The sequence below is a fragment of the Agromyces sp. Y182 genome, from assembly GCF_059445385.1.
Genome location: NZ_JCAIUF010000001.1, coordinates 2,678,334 through 2,696,844 on the forward strand (window position 1 = coordinate 2,678,334; position 18,511 = coordinate 2,696,844).

At 68.3% G+C, this 18,511-nt stretch carries 13 protein-coding genes; 12 read left to right on the plus strand and 1 reads right to left on the minus strand.

The features are described 5' to 3' along the window. The first annotated feature begins 31 nt into the window (after positions 1–31). The 4 genes from AC1C2R_RS12240 to AC1C2R_RS12255 all read left to right on the plus strand — a co-directional run bounded on the left by AC1C2R_RS12240 (position 32) and on the right by AC1C2R_RS12255 (position 4,291). On the plus strand, positions 32–790 hold the full coding sequence (locus tag AC1C2R_RS12240; RefSeq protein ID WP_495352767.1) for an alpha/beta hydrolase: 759 nt from the start codon (positions 32–34) through the stop codon (positions 788–790). A gap of 506 nt (positions 791–1,296) precedes the next feature. Further along, a complete protein-coding gene (locus AC1C2R_RS12245; protein WP_495352768.1) occupies positions 1,297–1,929 on the plus strand; it encodes a hypothetical protein in 633 nt (210 codons plus the stop codon). A 2-nt stretch (positions 1,930–1,931) separates the two neighbouring features. Then, entirely contained in the window at positions 1,932–3,284 is a 1,353-nt protein-coding gene (locus AC1C2R_RS12250; RefSeq protein ID WP_495380109.1) for an MFS transporter, read from the plus strand. Continuing rightward, positions 3,281–4,291, plus strand: a complete 1,011-nt coding sequence (locus tag AC1C2R_RS12255; protein WP_495380110.1) for a TolB-like translocation protein — start codon at positions 3,281–3,283, stop codon at positions 4,289–4,291. The genes AC1C2R_RS12250 and AC1C2R_RS12255 overlap by 4 nt, the downstream gene beginning before the upstream one ends. Before the next feature lie 25 nt (positions 4,292–4,316). Here the strand turns inward: AC1C2R_RS12255 and AC1C2R_RS12260 are convergent, their stop codons facing one another. Further along, positions 4,317–9,077: a DUF4082 domain-containing protein gene (locus tag AC1C2R_RS12260; protein WP_495380111.1), complete on the minus strand. Its 4,761-nt coding sequence runs from the start codon at positions 9,075–9,077 to the stop codon at positions 4,317–4,319. A 308-nt stretch (positions 9,078–9,385) separates the two neighbouring features. Between AC1C2R_RS12260 and AC1C2R_RS12265 the strand changes: the two genes are divergently transcribed. From AC1C2R_RS12265 to AC1C2R_RS12300, 8 genes are read left to right on the plus strand one after another with little or no spacing between them, the layout of a single operon-like run. Beyond that, positions 9,386–10,444, plus strand: a complete 1,059-nt coding sequence (locus AC1C2R_RS12265; protein ID WP_495380112.1) for a Gfo/Idh/MocA family protein — start codon at positions 9,386–9,388, stop codon at positions 10,442–10,444. Beyond that, complete coding sequence (locus tag AC1C2R_RS12270; RefSeq protein WP_495380113.1) at positions 10,441–11,439, plus strand: NAD-dependent epimerase/dehydratase family protein; 999 nt, start codon at positions 10,441–10,443, stop codon at positions 11,437–11,439. Before AC1C2R_RS12265 ends, AC1C2R_RS12270 begins: the two co-directional genes overlap by 4 nt. After that, positions 11,436–12,590 carry a DegT/DnrJ/EryC1/StrS family aminotransferase gene (locus tag AC1C2R_RS12275; protein WP_495352774.1) on the plus strand — a complete coding sequence of 385 codons (1,155 nt, stop codon included), beginning with the start codon at positions 11,436–11,438 and terminating at the stop codon, positions 12,588–12,590. The genes AC1C2R_RS12270 and AC1C2R_RS12275 overlap by 4 nt, the downstream gene beginning before the upstream one ends. Before the next feature lies 1 nt (position 12,591). Next, entirely contained in the window at positions 12,592–13,224 is a 633-nt protein-coding gene (locus tag AC1C2R_RS12280; RefSeq protein ID WP_495352775.1) for a NeuD/PglB/VioB family sugar acetyltransferase, read from the plus strand. Then, positions 13,221–14,342, plus strand: coding sequence for a DegT/DnrJ/EryC1/StrS family aminotransferase (locus tag AC1C2R_RS12285; RefSeq protein WP_495352776.1), 1,122 nt, complete (start codon positions 13,221–13,223; stop codon positions 14,340–14,342). The genes AC1C2R_RS12280 and AC1C2R_RS12285 overlap by 4 nt, the downstream gene beginning before the upstream one ends. Continuing rightward, complete coding sequence (locus AC1C2R_RS12290) at positions 14,339–15,592, plus strand: glycosyltransferase family 4 protein (RefSeq protein ID WP_495352777.1); 1,254 nt, start codon at positions 14,339–14,341, stop codon at positions 15,590–15,592. Before AC1C2R_RS12285 ends, AC1C2R_RS12290 begins: the two co-directional genes overlap by 4 nt. Beyond that, positions 15,589–17,091, plus strand: coding sequence for an oligosaccharide flippase family protein (locus tag AC1C2R_RS12295; RefSeq protein WP_495380114.1), 1,503 nt, complete (start codon positions 15,589–15,591; stop codon positions 17,089–17,091). Before AC1C2R_RS12290 ends, AC1C2R_RS12295 begins: the two co-directional genes overlap by 4 nt. Further along, positions 17,088–18,494 (plus strand): glycosyltransferase family 4 protein, encoded by a 1,407-nt coding sequence (locus AC1C2R_RS12300; protein WP_495380115.1) that lies wholly within the window; start codon positions 17,088–17,090, stop codon positions 18,492–18,494. The genes AC1C2R_RS12295 and AC1C2R_RS12300 overlap by 4 nt, the downstream gene beginning before the upstream one ends. The last annotated feature ends 17 nt before the right edge of the window (positions 18,495–18,511 follow it).

The window sequence follows — 18,511 nt, forward strand, 5'->3', positions numbered from 1 at the left end:
GCGGCACCAGCGCGGTCGGTCCGGTGAGGCTGTGATCGCTCGCCGGGTCGGACGCGTCGCCGTGGGCGTGCTCGCCGTGCTCGTGCTCATCGGCGTGATCTTCGCAGCGTGGGCGCACACGGTCATGGCCGGTGAGCGCACCCGCGCGCTCGAGGCGTGGCGCGATTCCGAGATCACGATCCGGCAGACGGATCACTCGTTCGTGATCGAGCCGGCGGAGGCTGGTTCCGATGTCGGGATCGTGTTCATCCCTGGAGCGAGGGTCGATCCGGCAGCGTACCTCTGGAAGCTCGGCGGGATCGTGGCGGAAACGGGGGCGACGGTCATCATCACCGAACCGACCCTGAATCTCGCGTTCTTCGACACCCGACCGCTCGAGGAGTTCACGGCCGACGCGCCCGGCATCGAGCGATGGTACGTCGGCGGCCATTCGCTCGGTGGGGTTCGCGCGTGCCAGATGGCGGCCGAGGCATCGGATGCCGCGTCGCCCGAGGTCGTCGGCATCATCCTGTTCGGCAGCTACTGCGCGAACGACCTGTCGGATTCAGGACTGCGCGCCCTGTCGCTCGTCGCGGAGTTCGACGGACTGAGCACTCCCGAGAAGGTCGGGGCCGCGTCGCAACTCCTCCCCGCCGATGCCGTGACCGTCGTGCTCGACGGCGCGAACCACGCGGCCTTCGGCGACTACGGCGCGCAACCCGGTGATGGCACGGCCACGGCCGATGACGAGATCACCCGCGAGCGAGTCACCGCTGCCGTCTCGGAGTTCCTCGCGCAAGCCGCGTCATGATTCGCGGGTGATCGCGTCTCTCAGATGACGGCCATGCGATCGACGCATGCCGCAGTCAGATGGGAACCCGAAACCATGCGACGAAACGACCCAACCCCTCATCGCGAGTTCATCCGTGCCGACGGCATCGATGAAACGGTGGCCTGGCCATGCTCGTGCGGGCGCGGCGCCGATCACCGGTACCTCGAACCGAGGCGCCCGGCCGGTGCGACCGGAGCGATCCATCGTCCAGCCACCGCAGACGAGCATCGGATGACGCGTGCTGCGAGTCATCCGATCGCGACGGGCTGACGGGCCGGCGCTCCTGCATCGGCGTCGAGCTCCGGAGCCCCCGGAAATGGGGGGAGCGCGCGCATCGGTACCGCTCGTAGAGTATTCGCAGTCCGTGGAGTGCGTACCCTGCGCATCGAGCACTGAGGCGGAACAGACTCCCGAAGTCCCGATTCGTGCGCTCGCTCCGGTCTCGTCGTCTGTGCCGGCGAAGCCACGAAACGAGGGGAGGGCACATGACGTCGAAGATGCGATATGCGCTCATCGCGGTCGGAGTCGCGGTCGTCCTCATCCTGGCGATCGGTGTCACCCTGAATCGCCTCGCCGATGCCGCACCGCAAGCGGCTTCGGAGCCGACATCGTCGGCCGATGCGCGTGCCGACGATCGTGCAGCCGAGACGAACGCCACGCAGCCCCCGGGATCGTCGGGCGAAGACGGCGACGCCAGCGAGGTGCTGCCGCCAGTCGATCCGACGACGGGCCTGCCTGCCCCCGTGGAGTACGCGCCGCTGATCTCGGCGCCGTTGCCGCCGAACGCCGCCGAGTCCGGGCGTCTCGTCGAGGGGTTTCCCTCGGCGGTCGCGGTGTACGAGGGATCGGAGATCGCCACGAGTTCGGTGAGTTCGTCGGATGATCGTCTGCAGGCGGCCGTCGAAGCCCGGAGCGACTCAGAACCTCAAGCCATTCTCGACTTCTACGTCAAGCACTTCGCAGCGCTCGGTCTGACATCGACGACGTCGCCGGCCGTGGGGGGCTCGCTCGCGCTCTCCTTCACGCGCGGCGGCGATGCACTCGTCGTGACCGTGACCGGCGACACCGGAGGAACGGTCTACACGGTGTTCGGAACGTTGACCGCGGCGGGAGGTTAGTCATGTACCTGTCATTCTCAGAGCTGCGCGCGAAGGCGAAGCTGGAACAGGATGCCGACGGCGATCCATCGTCGAGCCCAGACGGTGCGGACGACACGACCTCGACGGCCGGACGAACCTCCACAGCGCGCGTCGCCAGCAGCCGAGTGTCATCCGTGGTCATCGCGCTCGGCATCGTGAGCATGTTCACCGACATCTCATCCGAGGCGACCGCGGCGATCCTCCCGCTCTACATCACGGGCGTCATCGGGCTCTCGACCGTCGCCTACGGTGTCATCGATGGCCTCTACCAGGGCGTGAGCGCGGTCGTTCGCATCGCCGCCGGCTACGCTGCCGACCGCGGGGACAGCCCGAAATGGATCGCGCTGTTCGGGTACGGCGTGTCGGCGATCGCACGCGTCGGCCTGCTCTTCGCGACCGGATTCGCGGCGCTCAGTGCGGTCATCGTCGTCGACCGGCTCGGCAAGGGAGCCCGCACCGCCCCGCGCGACGCGCTGATCTCGGCGTCGTCCGCGCCGGAGAACCTCGGTCGGTCATTCGGCGTGCACCGCATGCTCGACACAGTCGGAGCAGCGATCGGCCCGCTGCTCGCATTCATCGTGCTCCTCTTCATCCCTGACGGGTACACGACTGTCTTCGTCATCTCCCTCGCCTTCGCGGTGCTCGGGGTGATCGTTCTCGGCCTGTTCGTACCGAACCGGCATCCGCGCGCCGAGGGTGCCGGCGGCGACACGGCGCCGGCACCGTTCCGCTGGAAGCACCTCGCGAATCCTCGCTTGCGGCGGGTGCTGATCGTCGCCGGCCTGTTCGGCGTGCTCACGGTCGGCGACGGTTTCATCTACCTCGTGTTGCAGGATCGCAGCTCCTTCGCCGCCGAATGGTTTCCCCTGCTGTACGTCGGCACGAATATCGTGTTCCTCGCACTCGCCGTGCCGCTCGGCCGGCTCAGCGACCGGTTCGGAAGCGCCCGCGTCTTCGTCCTCGGACATCTTGCGTTGCTCGCGACGTACATCGTCGCGGCGATTCCCTTCACAGGCTGGGGAACGACGATCGTCTGTCTGGTGCTTCTGGGCACGTTCTACGCGGCGACCGACGGAATCCTCGCGGCACTCGCGAGCCGGGCGACACCGACCGAATCCCGCGCGAGCGGAATCGCCGCCGCACAGACCGTCGTCGCGCTGACCCGGCTCGTCGCCTCGATCGGCTTCGGCGTGCTCTGGTTCGCGATCGGACGTACCGAGGCGGTCGTGATCGTCGCGTGCCTGTTGGCCGTCACGATCCCGGTCGCTGCGTGGATGTTGTTCGGTGGCGCACGCGGGCCGGTCGACGCCGCCGAGCCGGAGCGCACGGTGTGAGCCCCCGGCTCAAGTGGGTGCTCGTCGTCATTGCAGCCGTCGCGCTCCTCGGCGGCTCGCTGGCATACGGACTCTCGGCGTTCGCGCGATTCCAGGCGCGCTCGAACGCGTCGAGCGAGGTCCCGTCCACCACGCTCGACCGCGTCGAGTCCGGGCAGATCGTGTTCCGATCAACGGCGGCAGGCGACGACTACGGCCTCGTCGCCGCCGTATCGGCCGGTGCGCCGGGCTCGGCGCGTGCCGTACACGACCTCGCTTGCGACCGAGTGGATGCGACATCCGAGTTCGTCTCGTGCCTGCGCATCGTGCGCGGCATCGTCACGACGTTCGAGTGGGATGTCACCGACGCCACGTTCCGGCCGGAGTGGCAAGCGCCACTGCCGGGCGTGCCGAGCCGCACCCGAGTTGCGGACGACTCGCGGTACTGGGCGTCGACGGCGTTCGTCACGGGCCACTCCTACGCGACGATCGGGTTCTCGACCGCGACCGTGATCCACGGCTCCGACGGCACGGACCACGGCAACCTCGAGGACTTCGACTTCACCGTCAATGGCGAGCCCGTGACGGCCGCCGACCGGAACTTCTGGGGTGTCACGTTCGTTCCGGGGACCGACGAGTTCTACGCCACGGCCGCCTCGGGCGGCCGCACGTGGCTCGTGCACGGCGACCTCGGCGACCGTACCCTCGAGGCGATCCACGATGGCGTCGAATGTCCGTCGCTCTCGCCGGACGGCACCCGTATCGCGTTCAAGAAGATCACCGGCGACGCTCCCCAGACGCAGTGGACGATCGCCGTGCTCGATCTCGCGACGAGAGAGGAGACGGTTCTGCCCGAGTCGCGGGGCGTCGACGACCAGGTCGAGTGGCTCGACGACGACACGGTCATCTACGGGATGCCACGCGCCACTGTCGCCGGCGACAGCGACGTCTGGTCGATCGCCGCCGACGGTTCGGGCGAGCCTGCCCTGCTCATCGAGCACGCATGGTCACCGTCGGTCGTGCGGTAGCCGGATCTGTTCGACCCCGCAACGTTCACTCCGTGAGCACGATGTCCGTCCAGTAATTGTGACCCGCCGTCGCCATCGGATAGGTCGCGCCCCCGTAGACGTAGACGCCGCCGTTCGGCACCGTGACGATCGGCCCGCTCTGCACGGAGCCGATGAGCGCGCGGACATTGGCCGCATAACGCCCGGTCGTCGTGATGTAGCTTGCGCGGTACTCGACACCGGGAGTCAGCACGACGGGGGATGCGAATGAAACGGTGTACCACCCGGAAGCCGGTTCGTCGCTCGATACGGCGGAGGTGATCGGGGCGCTCGTGTCGGCTCCCCAGAGGAATGCTTGGTGCGAGGTGGCCGAGTCGGCGGCGACCTTGTACAGGCGAAGGCCCGAGATGCTCACGGTCTCAGTCACGGTGAACCGGACGCCGAGCTGCACGGTCGTCCCGTCGTTCCAGGACGTGTTCGCGGGCGTCGCGTCATTGAAGATCGCTCCGGTAGGTGGCACGTCGACGGTCTCGAAGGTCCAGGAGCCGTCGACGATGGTCTCGCCGCCGACGGTGACGGTCGCCGTGAACGTGGCGCCGTCGGCGAGCGCGGAGTTCGGGGTGAATGTGACCGTCGACGACGCCGAGTTCCACGCGGATGCGCCGGAGACCTCACCGCCAGGTCCCGCGAGGGCGAGTTGCGGCGTCGAATCGACGTCGCCCGTGAGCACTGCGGAGACGGTCGTCGACGTGTCGATCAATGTGGCGCCGGCGCCGGGTGACGAACTGCTCACTGCGGGTGGTGCGATGTTCTCCGCCGGATCGAACACGACATCGACGAAGTAGCTCGTGCGGTTCCATGCGAACGCCGGGATCGCGGTGCCGTCACCGTAGCGGTAGCGCCCGTTGAGATCGGGTACCGCGGCGAGCGGTCCGTTGGTGACGCCGGTCGCGAAGAATCCGGAGGTGAACGAATAGTGCCCGGCGGGTGCGAAGTAAGACACGACGTACTGGTGGTTCGGCACGATCTCCACCGGTTCATCGAAGAGTGCCTGCTGCCAGCCCGACGCCGACTCGCCGACGAAGCTCACCGAGGCGAGTTCGACACCGGTCTCGGCATCCCACAGCGAGCCGGTGTGCGCGCCGGTGTTGCCCGCGCCCTTGTGGAATCGCACTCCGAGCACCTCGCCGCGAACGGTCGTCGTGAAGGCCATGCCGAGCTCGACCGAAGCGGAGTCGTCGCCTGCAGCGGCGACCGCGGGGGTGACGCCGGTGAACAGCGTGAGGGCGCCGTCCGGCACCGGGTCGGGCCCGGGCGTCGGCGACACGACGGTGAACGTCCACGTGCGTGCCGGGACGCTGCCCTCACCGCTCTCTGCTGTCGCACCCGAGAACGAGACCGTGACCGTGGTGCCGAGCGGCAGCGACTCAGCAGGGTTGAATGTGAGGGTCTTGCGGTCCGAGGAAAAAGCGAGCACGCCGGCGACCGATTGACCTGCCACGGTGAGGCCGAGTGTCGATCCTTCGGCGGCCGGCGCACCGAACGATACCGAGACGTCCGACGCGGCGGCAACGCCGACCGCGTTCTCGGCCGGTGTCACCGAGGTGACGGCGAACGACGGCGCTGCCGACTCGAAGACGACGTCGACCAGATAACTCGTGGTGCTTCGCGTCGCCGGGAAATCACCGTTGTAGCTGTATGCGCCCGCGGAGGCCGCAGTAGTGAGCGGACCGACCGTCTTCGGGGAGGAGAACGTGCCGATCGTGGCGGAGTAGCGTCCGGCCGGAGCTCGATAGGCGGCGACGTACGCCGTGCCGGCCTCGACCGGAACGGGTTCGTCGAAGACCAGGGTCTGCCACCCGCTTGTCCCCTCCGACGTGAACGTGCCGCTCGCGAGCTGCTGACCGGCATCAGTCCACAGGCTTCCCGTGTGCGGACCCGTGTTGCCGACCGACTGGTAGAACGAGACCCCGGTCACGACGCCGTCCGTCGTCGGCGTGAATGCCGTTCCGAGCACGGCCGGCACCGTGTCCGGATCCTCCAGGATGCCGGGGACCGTCGACTCGGAGAAGATGCCGCACGGGCATGCGCCGGAGACGGGATCGGGTTTCGCGGTACGGAAATCCCAGGTGGCGCCGCTCGTGAGTTGGATCCCGGTGGCGGTTCGCGCTGAGAGTTCGACCGTGTACGTCACGAAACCGTCGAGTGCGCTGTCAGGCGTGAACGTGATCGTGCGAGTCGTCGGATCGTAGCTCGTCTCGCCGGGGACGGCGTGGCCCAGTTGGTCACGGACGGCCACCGCGTGCTCACTGACCGCCTTGGTGAACGTTGCCGAGATCGTGGTGTCGGCGTCGACGCTCACCGAGCCGGGAAGCGGCCAGCGGGACGTCGCCCCGAGTGGTGACGCATCCGTGGTGTGGAACACGACATCGACGTAGTAGTTCGTGTTGCCCCACGTCGAGACGGGCATCCGGCCCTGTCCTCCGTACACACCGGCCGCCGCGCTTCCGAAGCCGCCTGGGAGGTGGAGCGGGTCGCGCTCGAGGGACGCGGCGGCGAAGGCGTTGTCGTCGGCCGAATAGTGGCCCTGGGGGGCCCAGTACGACGCCGTGTACGTCGCTCCGGCCTGCACGGCCACGGGTGCCGCGAGCATGAGGGTCTGCCAGCCGCTCGACGTCTCATCGATGAACGTGCCCGTCGCGAGCTGCGTGCCGTCGGGGCCCCAGAGCGAGCCGATGTGCGTGCCGGTGTTGGCGGCGCTCTTGTAGAAACGAATCCCTTGCACGAAGCCGTCGACCATGGGAATGAACCGCACTCCGAGCTCGACCGGCGAGGCGTCATCGGAGTCGACCTGCTTCGGTACCTCCAAGCCGAAGGCCGAGTACGGCCCGGTCACGTGAAGCCCGACGGAGGCTCCAGTCGGCGGGGTGTTCGCGCTGTCGTCGATCGCTCGCGCGAGCACGGCGAGATCACCCATTCCGTGGAGCACGAACTCGTAGCTCCACGTCGTGGTGCCCACCGCCGCATGCCACGTGATCCCGCCGTCAGTCGAGACCTCGACGCCCGCGACCCGGCCGCCGCCACCGTCAGTGGCGGTACCGGAGAGTGCGACGACCGAACCGTTCGCGACCGTCGTGCCCGCTGCCGGCGACGTGATGGTCGCGGTCGGCGCGGTCGTGTCGGCGCTCGGGGAGGCGGGATCGAGGTCGCTCTGCAGCGTCGCGGGTTGTGCGCCCATGTCCGCAAGCAGGTTGACTTCCGCCTGCTGCATGCGGGGATCGGCCGGTGCGCCGTCGCCGTCGTGTGTGGCGTCGAGCCCCCACGCCCACTGGATGCTGCCGGCGGAGAACACGAGCGCGCCGCTCGCCGCTCGATAGAGGGTGAGGTGGTGCTCCGTCGCACCGGGCTTGACCGTGTTCCCGAAGTCCTGCAGGTATTCGGGGACGGCCCCGACGGTCGTCGAGAGACGGATGAGGCCGGGCGGGCGATGCCCGTTGTCGATGTCCTCGTCGGACTCGTAGCCGACCGTGTGCGGCGCCAGCGCGGTCGCCGTGCCGGTCGGCTGCGATTCGAGCCCGGTATTGCGCCAGAGTCGTGTCTTGCCTTCTTCGGCGGAGACCGTGACGGGGAGGTCGGAGAAGTTGGACATGTACATCGTGCCGAGCAAGGCGTTCTCCGGACGGCCGGCTCCGTTCTGCGGCGACGCGTATCGGGGATCGCGCCACGTGCCCGTCCACTCTGCGGAGGGATCGATCTTCGAGTTCGACCACGTCTCCTTGTAGCTGACGAGCGTGCGGTACGGCGTGGCTGAGGAGTCTGCCGACTGCTCGTACCGCGTGTGCCAGTACGCGCTGTTCCCGCCGAGGAATTGGATGTTCACCCCAGCGTCCCGTGCAGCGCCGATGTTCGCGCGCTGCGCGGCCGACCAATACTCGTCGTGACCGACGTCGAGGAACACTCGGTGATTCGTCAGCAGCGAGCCGTACCGGTCGGTGTCGACGCCCGAGAAGTAGGACACGTCGTAGCCGTTGCGCTCGAGGAAGCGCACCATGGCGAACTCGGAACTGAAGTAGAAGTCGCGGCCGTCATCGTGGTAGCGATTGGAGAACGGGCGGTTGTAGCTGATCTTGTAGGCTCGACCGTTCGCTGCGCCCTGATAGAAGTTCGAGCCGCCGTAACGGTTGTACGCGTGCCAGGTCGGGTCGGAGGTCTGGAACAACACGTCGGAAGTGCTCGATTCGTCGCGCACGATGAACGTGATGTGGCTCTGGCCGCCGGTGTCGCCGCGTGTGAGGAGCGCGAGGTACACGCCCGAGACGGCGTTCGACGGCACGTCCCAACCTGCCGAGACGGCCCAGTTGCCGCAATCGTAGACTTCGGTGCTGGCATCCGTGATGCACTCCGGCTGGTGCTGTGGGAGTGGGGCGCTCGGTGAGACCGAGTCCCACTTGCGAGCGCCGAGGCCCTGATACCAGCCGGTGCGGTAGATGTCGATCGAGTACGCGGATGCGTCGGTGTCGATCTTGAAGTCGATGCGGCTCCCGATGTTGACACTGATATCGGTGGCGAAGCCTTGGATCGATGCATCGCCGGCGCCCGACGAGATCTCCCATTCCTCCGGATCCGCGCCGGCGAGTGCGTTCTCGCACGCGACGGGGTTCGCACAGCCTTCGGCCGCAGCGACGGTCGCGGTGGTGAGCCCGAGCGAAGCGAGCAGACCGGTGAGCGTCACGGCGGTCACGATTCGGCGCAGGCGCCAACGCATGGCCGAGCGGGATTCGGGCTCAGTCGAGGTGGCAATGGTCACGATGGGTCCTCTGGTTTCGGGTAATGAGGACGCCCTGAGTATTCGGGAGCGGCTATCCCCTCCGTCTTATCGCAGGCCGCTGCCATGCTGCTCCCCCCAATTCGGGGCCGCGGAGCGGCTGGGCAGGTGGCAGCGTCGGTCCACCCCCATATTGGGACTGCCGGGCTCGAACCGGCGGCGGGGAGAATCGATGCGATCGGTGCGAGAGTTCGCGCGACGTCGTCGCTGGCGGCCGGACGCGTTCCGCGACATTCGCGATCGCCGGCGCAGCTCCGGATGCGAACCCGAAACCCTAGGAGCACACCTCGATGCACACCCTATCCGTCGCAGTGATCGGTGCTGGTTACTGGGGTCCGAATCTGGCCCGGAACTTCAGCAACAGCCCGGATTGGCGTCTCGCGGCGATCTGCGATCTCGACCGCGACCGTGCCGAGAAACTCGCCGCCCGCTTCGTCGCCGTTCGCGCCGAGCACGATTTGGCCGCGGTTCTCGATGATCCCTCGATCGACGCGATCGCCATCGCGACGCCGGCCCGCAGCCATCACTCCATCGCGCTCGCCGCCATCGCGGCGGGCAAGCACGTCGTGGTCGAGAAGCCGCTCGCCGATTCGAGCGAGAAGGCACGGGAGATGGTGGACGCCGCGCGGGCCGCCGGTGTCGTCCTCATGACCGATCACACCTACTGCTACACGCCGGCCGTGCTGAAGGTCCGGGAGCTCATCGCGGCGGGCGAGCTCGGGGACATCCTCTTCATCGACTCCGTGCGCATCAATCTCGGACTCGTCCAGCCCGACGTCGACGTGTTCTGGGATCTCGCCCCGCACGATCTGTCGATCATCGATTTCGTGCTCCCCGGAGGACTCAAGCCGCTCACGGCGGCGGCGCAAGGCGCCGATCCTCTCGGTGCAGGCAAGGCGTGCATCGGCTACCTCTCGATGCCGCTGCCGAGTGGTGCCGTCGCTCATGTGCACGTCAATTGGCTGAGCCCCACGAAGGTCCGTCAGATGATCATCGGCGGCTCGCGGCGCACCCTCGTGTGGGATGACCTGAACCCCCAGCAACGCATCAGCGTCTACGACCGGGGTGTCGACCTGCAGACGCAGGTTCTCGACAGCTTGGAGCGGCGGGCCGCGACGGTCGCCTACCGGCTCGGCGACACGTGGGCCCCGGCATTGTCCGAGCGCGAGGCCCTCGACGCGATGGTCTCCGAGTTCGCCGAGGCCATCCACGAGGGGCGCTCTGCGCGCACCGACGGTGAGTCGGGTCTGCGCGTGCTCGCAGTGCTCGAGGCGGCGAGCCGCAGCCTCGCAGCCGGCGGCGATCCGGCTCCGATGTCCGAGCTGGAACTGGCGGGAGACGCAGCATGACCGGGCTCAAGGGCGCGAACGTGCTCGTGACCGGTGGCGCAGGCACGATCGGGTCGACGCTGGTCGATCAATTGCTCGACGCAGGGGTCGCTCACGTCGACATCATCGACAATCTCGTACGCGGGCGGCGCGCGAACCTCGAGCCGGCGCTCGCCTCGGGCCGAGCGACGATCATCGACGGCGACATCCGTGACCGTTCGCTCGTGCACGAGCTGACCCGCGGCAAAGACGTGGTGTTCCATCAGGCCGCGATCCGAATCACGCAATGCGCCGAGGAGCCGCGACTCGCGCTCGAGGTCCTCGTCGACGGAACGTTCAACGTCTACGAGGCCGCCGCGGAACACCACGTCGCCAAGGTGATATCGGCTTCGAGCGCCTCGGTCTACGGCATGGCCGAGCAGTTCCCGACCGATGAGCGGCACCACCACCTCAACAACGACACGTTCTACGGGGCTGCCAAGTCGTTCAACGAGGGGATGCTGCGCAGCTTCCGAGCCATGTACGGACTCGACTACGTGCTGCTGCGCTACTTCAACGTCTACGGTCCCCGTATGGACGTGCACGGCGTCTACACCGAGGTGCTCGTGCGCTGGATGGAACGCATCGCCGACGGCCTTCCGCCGCTCATCTTCGGTGACGGCCGGCAGACCATGGACTTCGTCTGCGTCCCCGACATCGCCCGGGCTAATGTGCTCGCTGCGACGAGCGACATCGTCGACGGCGAGTACAACATCGCGAGCGGCACCGAGACGAGCCTGCTCGAGCTCGCAGAGGCCCTGCTTCGCGTCATGGGCTCCGACCTCGGAGTGGAGCATGGCCCGGATCGCGCGGTCAACGGCGTCGTTCGGCGGCTCGCCGATGTGTCAGCGGCCAAGCGCGATCTCGGGTTCGAGGCGACCACCGGTCTCGAAGACGGCCTCCGTCTGCTCGTCGACTGGTGGACCCCGCTGCGCCACGAGATCGCTGCCGGCCGACCGACGGCGAGCGCCGCATGAGCACCGCGGTGGACGCGCGCATCAATGTGATGAAGCCCTGGCTGGGCGCCGAAGAGGTGGCTGCGGTCACGGAGGTCATCGAGTCCGGCTGGGTCGCTCAGGGCCCGAAGGTCGCCGAATTCGAACGAGCGTTCGCGCACGCGATGCAGGCCCGCGAAGCGGTGGCGGTGTCCAACTGCACCACGGCGCTGCACCTCGCCCTCGTCGTCGCGGGCATCGGCCCGGCCGACGACGTCGTCGTGCCGTCGTTCTCGTTCATCGCGACATCCAATGCACCCACCTACGTGGGAGCCCGACCGGTCTTCGCCGACGTGGACGCCATGACCGGGAACGTGACGGCCGAAACCGTCCGCCGCGCACTGACACCGGCGACGAGAGCGGTCATCGTCGTCGACCAGGGGGGTGTACCCGTCGACCTCGATCCGATCCGCGCGGTGTGCGACCCGAAGGGCATCGTCGTCATCGAGGATGCCGCGTGCGGCGCCGGATCCCGGTACCGCGGGCGCCCTGTCGGTGCGGGCGCCGAGCTTGCCGCGTGGTCGTTCCACCCGCGCAAGATCCTGACGACGGGTGAGGGCGGCATGCTCACGACGAGCAATTCGGAGTGGGCGGCGCGCGCACGCCGGCTCCGCGAGCACGCGATGAGCACCTCCGCTGCGGAACGGCACGGCAGCCTCGTCTCGCCGGCCGAGGAGTACGACGAGATCGGGTTCAACTTCCGCATGACGGACCTGCAGGCGGCCGTCGGGCTCGTGCAGCTCGGCAAACTCGCCGAAGTCGTCGAGCGTCGTCGCGCGAATGCGGCGCGATATCGCGAACTGCTCGCCGACGTCGGGGGAGTTCGTCTCGTCGATGACCCCGAGTGGGGTGCCGGCAACTTCCAGTCGCTGTGGCTGGAGGTGCTGGCCGACTACCCGCTCGACCGCGAGGGGCTTCTCGTCGCGCTCGCCGAGGCGGGAATCTCCGCTCGTCGCGGCATCATGGCCGCGCACCGGCAGCCCGCGTACGCCGGGCGCGACACGGGCGACGTTCCGCTACCGGTCACGGAACGACTCACCGAGGCCACCCTCATCCTGCCCCTCTTCCACCAGATGTCCGGCGACGAGCTGGAACGCGTCTCGCGCGTCATCCACGACGCCGGAGCCCACTGAGATGGCCGTCCTGCTCGTCGGGGCGAGCGGTCTCTTCCGAGAGGTCGTGCCCGTGCTGCGGGAAGCGGGCCGAGATCTGCTCGGGCTGCTCGACGATCGGAGTGCGAGCCTGCCGCGCACGGTCGGCGGCGTGGCGGTGCTCGGCGGTGTGGATGATGTCGCGCTCTACCCCGACGCCGATGTGCTGGTGTGCGTCGGATCGGGACTGGCGCGCTCCGCGATCGTCGAGCGGATGGCGCGCGCGGGTGTCGATGCGTCTCGGTACACGACCGTCGTCGACCCTTCGGTGCGCAACGTCGGTGGCTCCCCTGTGGGCCTCGGATCGATCCTGCTCGCGAACGTGACGATCACCGCCGATGCCGTCATCGGCGCCCACATCGTCGTGATGCCGAACGTGACGATCACGCACGACTGCCTCGTCGACGACTTCGCGACCTTCGGAGCCGGCGTCTCGCTCGGCGGCGGTGTGCGCATCGGGCGCGGTGCATATGTCGGCATGAACGCCTCGGTACTGCCGGGCCTCCAGGTGGGTGCGGGCGCGACGGTCGGCATGGGGGCGGTCGTGCTGGCCGATGTGCCCGATGGAGAGACCTGGGCCGGGGTGCCCGCACGAGCGTTGGGAGTGAAGAAGTGAGCATCGGCGTCAGCATGAGGGTGCCGTTCCTCGACCTCGCGGCGCAGTCGGCCGAGGTCGCCGACGAGGTGCTGCCCGTGTGGCGCGCCCAGTTCGAGTCGGCGTCGTTCATCGGCGGCGGCGAGGTTGCGGCGTTCGAGCGCGAGTACGCGGCGTACATCGGGGTCGAACACTGCGTCGGCGTCGGCAACGGCACCGACGCGGTCGAGCTCGCACTGCGCGCCGTCGGCGTCGGCCTGGGCGACGAGGTCATCATGCCGGTCAACACCTTCATCGCGACCGCCGAGGCCGTCTCGCGCACGGGCGCCACCCCCGTGTTCGTCGATGTCGACGATGAGCACCTGCTCATCGACCCGGCTGCGGTCGAGGCTGCCGTCACCGCACGCACGCGGGTGATCCTCCCCGTGCACCTGTACGGCCAGACCGCGCCGGTCGAGGCGCTCGTTCCCATCGCCGAGCGGCACGGCATCGTGATCATCGAAGACGCCGCGCAGTCGCAGGGGGCGTCATCCGCTGCCGGACGAGCGGGCGGGCTCGGGCTGATCGCCGCAACCAGCTTCTATCCCGGAAAGAATCTCGGTGCAGCCGGCGACGCCGGTGCCGTACTGACCAATGATCCCGCCCTCGCCGAGTTCGTGCGCAATGTCGCCGCTCACGGCAGCACCGTGAAGTACGTGCACGATCGCGTCGGCTTCAACTCGAGGCTCGACGCCGTGCAGGCACCGGTGCTGCGAGCCAAGTTGCGTCGACTGGAGTCGTGGAACGCCGCCCGCCGCGCCGCCGCGGCCGAGTATGCGCAGCTGCTCGCCGATGTGGCCGGCGTGCGTGTGCCGACCGGACGCCTGGGTAACGAGGACGTCTGGCATCTCTATGTCGTGCGCGTCGACGAGCGCGACCGGGTGCTCTCGGAACTGGGCGCGGCAGGGATCAGTGCGGCCATCCATTACCCGACGCCGCTCCATCTCACCGCCGCCTACGGCTCCCTCGGCTACCGAGCCGGACAGTTCCCCGTCGCAGAGGCCGAGGCACGCCGCATCCTGTCGCTGCCGATGTTCCCGCACCTCACGCCGGAACAGCAGGCCGGAGTCGCCGACGAGCTGATCAGGAGCGTGCGATGACCGTCACCGCGCATCGCCTCGCAGCAACGGCTCGGCAGCGGACGTCCGTCGAGGGGCAGCCGATGCGGATCGTCATCGGCCTCGCGGGACTGCGGTTCGGGGGATGCCAGATCAACGCCATCGATCTTGCGCGGGTGCTGCGGCCGCGCGGCCACGATGTCGCGGTGTTCGCGGTACGCGACTCCGATGTCAGCTCGACGATCCTTCCGTACGCGGAGGCTGCGGGCTTCGAGATCGAGATCCTCGAACGGGCAGGACTCCTGCGCACAGCCCGCGGCATCACGCGGTTCGCCGATGCGCACCAGGCGGACATCGTGCACGTCTTCGCGCCCTGGATGAATCGACCGGTCGCAGTGGCGTCGGCCGGCTGGTCGGGGCGCGCCTGCATCGAGACCAACTGGAACATGGAGAACGCCTTCTGGGGCTCAGCGCGGGTGCCGCTGATCGTCGGGACCGGTGCCATGCTCGAGGAGGCGCAACGCCGGCGAGGGGCCGCCGTGCACCTCATGGAGCCGCCGGTCGACCTCACGGCGGACAGGCCCGATCGTGGTTCGGCGTCGGCGTTTCGCGCTGCACACCGGATTCCTCTCGACGAGACCCTCGCGGTGATCGTCACGCGGGTGGACAGGGACATGAAGGCCGAGGGGATCCTGCACGCGATCTCGGCGGTGGTTCGGATCGATTCACCGACGTTGACACTCGTGGTCGTGGGCGACGGCGACGCATTCACGGCGGTGGACGCCGCGGCCACCGCTGCGAATACCCGGCTCGGGCGGCAAGCGGTTCGCATGGTCGGTGACATGCAGGACCCCCGGGCCGCTTACGCTGCGGCGGACATCGTCTTGGGCATGGGTGGATCGGCGATCAGGGGGCTCGCGCACGGGAAGCCGCTGATCGTGCTCGGCGAGGATGGATTCTCGTCGATGTACGAGCCCGCGACCGTCCCGCACTTCCGCCGCGAAGGCTTCTACGGCGTCGGGGGCGCCGGCGATCCCGCAGATCGACTGGCTGCGCTCATCCGCGCGTTGCATGCCGATCCCGAGCGCCGTGATGCCCTCGGCGCCTTCGGGCTCGACGAGGCGTCTCGCCGATTCGGGCTCGATGCGGCGGCGAGCGCGCTCGAGTCGATCTACAGATCCGCGCTCCTGGCGGCGCCGGGCCGGGCAGCTCGGGTGAGCGACGCGGCGCGGCTCCTCATGAAGTCCCGCCTCGAGCAGCTGCGCTCCCGCGTTCCCGGGAGGACCCGGTGACCCCCAGGACGGTGTCCGGCGACGAACCCCTGACGGACGCGGCGCTCGACCGAAAGGTGCGCCGAGGCAGTTTCTGGCTCGGCGGCAACTCGATCGTGATGCGGATCTCCAACATCGCCGTGATGGCGGTCGTCGCCCGCATCGTCGCCCCCGACGAGTTCGGCGTGTTCGCGCTCGCGATCGTGGCGCACGCCACGATCGTGACCGTCGCGGAGTTGGGCATCGCCTCGGCGATCGCAAGGAGGGACCTCGATCAGGATGCGATCGCTCCGACTGCGGTCACGATCTCGGTCGGCGTCAGCGCGCTCCTTGCGGGGCTGCTCGCGTTCTTCGCAGAACCGATCGCCATCGCGCTCGGCTCGGTCGAGGCGGCGCCGGCATTGCGGATCCTCTCGATCTCGGTGGCGTTCAGCGGCGTGTTCGTCGTTCCGAGCGCGCAACTCCAACGTGAGTTCCGGCAGAACGTCATCTTCAGCACGAGCCTGGTCGGAACGATCATCGGCTCGGGAGTGCTCATCTGGCTCGCGCTCGTCGGCGACGGTGCGGAGGCGTTCGCCTGGTCGCGGGTCGCCGGGCAGCTGATCACGGGTGTGCTCGTGATCGCTGCGCTCTCGAAGCGGTATGCGCCGGGATGGAATGCGAGTTCGGTCAGGCTCCTGCTCCGGTTCGGTGTGCCGCTCGCATTCGCCAACCTGCTGAGCCAGGTCGTCGCAAATGTCGACTACGTCTTCGTAGGCCACGCTCTCGAACTGCGCGACGTCGGGCTCTACACGCTCGCCTTCAATGTGGCGTCATGGGCGTCATCGGTCATTGCATCTGTGCTCAATGGGATCGTTCTGCCCGCCTTCTCCGCCGTTCGCCAACGAAACGGCGACGTCATCGGCGCGCTCTTCACCTCGACACGGGTCGTCGCCCTCGTGGCGTTCCCGATCGCAGCGATGACGAGTGGGCTGGCGTGGCCGCTCATCGTCGTGCTCTACGGCGAACGATGGGGCGACGCCGCCCCCGTGGTGGTCATCCTGTCGGTGTACGGCGCGGCGACCGCGATCGGGCAGCTCATCGCCAACATCCTGATCGCCTCGGGCCGAACAGTGGTGCTCTTCGTCGTTCAGGTGGCCGTGCTCGCCGTGCTGGTACCGGCGTTGTGGCTGGGTATTTCCACGGCCGGACTGATCGGCGCCGGACTCGCGCACGTCGCGACGGTGCTGCTCATCTCGCTCCCGGTTTACCTGATCTCGCTTCGTCGCGTGCTCGGCGGCGGTCTCGGTGCGATGGCTCGAGGCGCCGCGCTGCCGTTGATGGCGGCGGTCATCGCAGGTGCGATCGCGTATGCGGTCTCGCTCCCGATCTCGTCGCCGCTGTGGCAGCTGCTGGCCGGCGGACTGTGCGGTGGCATCGCCTACCTGCTCATGACCGCCAAGCAATTGGCGCTCCTGCTGCCCCCAGGTGCTCGGGCACGGATCGAGGGAGTGACGTCCCGGTTCGGACGCAGAACATGAGCGGCACGAGCGCCGGAGTCCTGCTCGCCCTGGAGCGTCTGTCTGCACGTGTCGTGCCGAGGCGGATGCGAGAGCTGCTGCGCCCGATGCTGCGGCGAAATCGGACGGCGGTGCTCGACCCGTGGGACTCCCCGTTGACCCACCGGGGGCAGGTGCCGGTGTGGCCGGCCGCACCCGATGCCCCGAAGGAGACGTTTCGGACCGCCGGGGCCTCGGGCGGCATGCGTTGCCTGCTCGTGACGGACTCGCTCGAGACCGGCGGGGTCGACGAGGTCGTGGCCCTTCTGGCACGCAGTCTGCCCGCGCACGGAATGGAAGTCGCCGTGCTCCTGGCATCGGACGATCGCACGAAGGGCATCGGGCTGATCGGTCGAGATCTGCTCGCGCACGGGGTGGAGGTCGTCGACTTCGGTCCGATCGACGGTGCGCGCTGGGTCGCGAACTGGCACCCCGATGTCGTCTACCTCCATGGCGACATGCAGTGGCCTGTCGAGTCGGCGGTTCGGCTCGACGTGCCGGCAGCACTCGTGCTGCACGGAATGCACGACCTGTTCGATGTCGACAGTCAGACGGTCGTCGATCGTTCGGGCAAGCTGACAGCCGTCGTGGCCGTGAGCGAACTCGTCCGGCAGGAATACCTCTCGATATCCGACGGGTTGGATCCCGCCAAGACGGTGGTGATCCCGAATGGCGTCGACCCGCGAAAGGTCTCCAGACTCGCCAGGGTCGACTGCAGGCAGAGCCTGGGCCTCGAAGACGAGATCGTGTTCCTTTCGCTCGCGCGCCATTGTCTGCAGAAGAACACCTACGCGCTCATGAGTGCGTTCGAGGATGTCGCGAAGGCGCTGCCGCGTGCGCACCTGCTCGTCTGCGGTCGCGTCGACGAAGCGGTGTACACGCGCCAGATCATCGCGTTGCGGAATCGGTCGCCCTTCAGAGATCGCCTTCACGTGCGCGACAACGTGCAACGAACGGATGTGCTGTTCGGTGCGGCAGACGTGTTCGTGCTCGATTCGTTCTTCGAGGGCTGGGCGCTGTCGTCGATGGAGGCGCTGGCCTCCGGTGTCCCCGTCGTCCTCAGCGACGTCGGCGGTGCGCGCGAACAGGTCTCGAGCGCAGTTCCGAGCGGCCTCATCGTGTCGAATCCTCTCGGGGACCCGGTGGGGCAGACCTGGGACGACATGCTCGGCGCCCGGTTCCGACGGCAGGGGAACCGTGATGAGCTCATCGAGGCGATGCGCTCCGTCGGCGAGAACCGCGGTCTGGTTGCTCCGAGAGACGAGATCGCGGCGGACTCCTCGGACCGGTTCGACTCATCGAAGTCGGTCGAGGCTCACGCGAACCTGCTTCGCGCCCTGGCCTCGAGGAAGGCGCCGCACGTCGCTGGGCCGCAGACGGCCTGATCAGTCGCCGGCGGCCG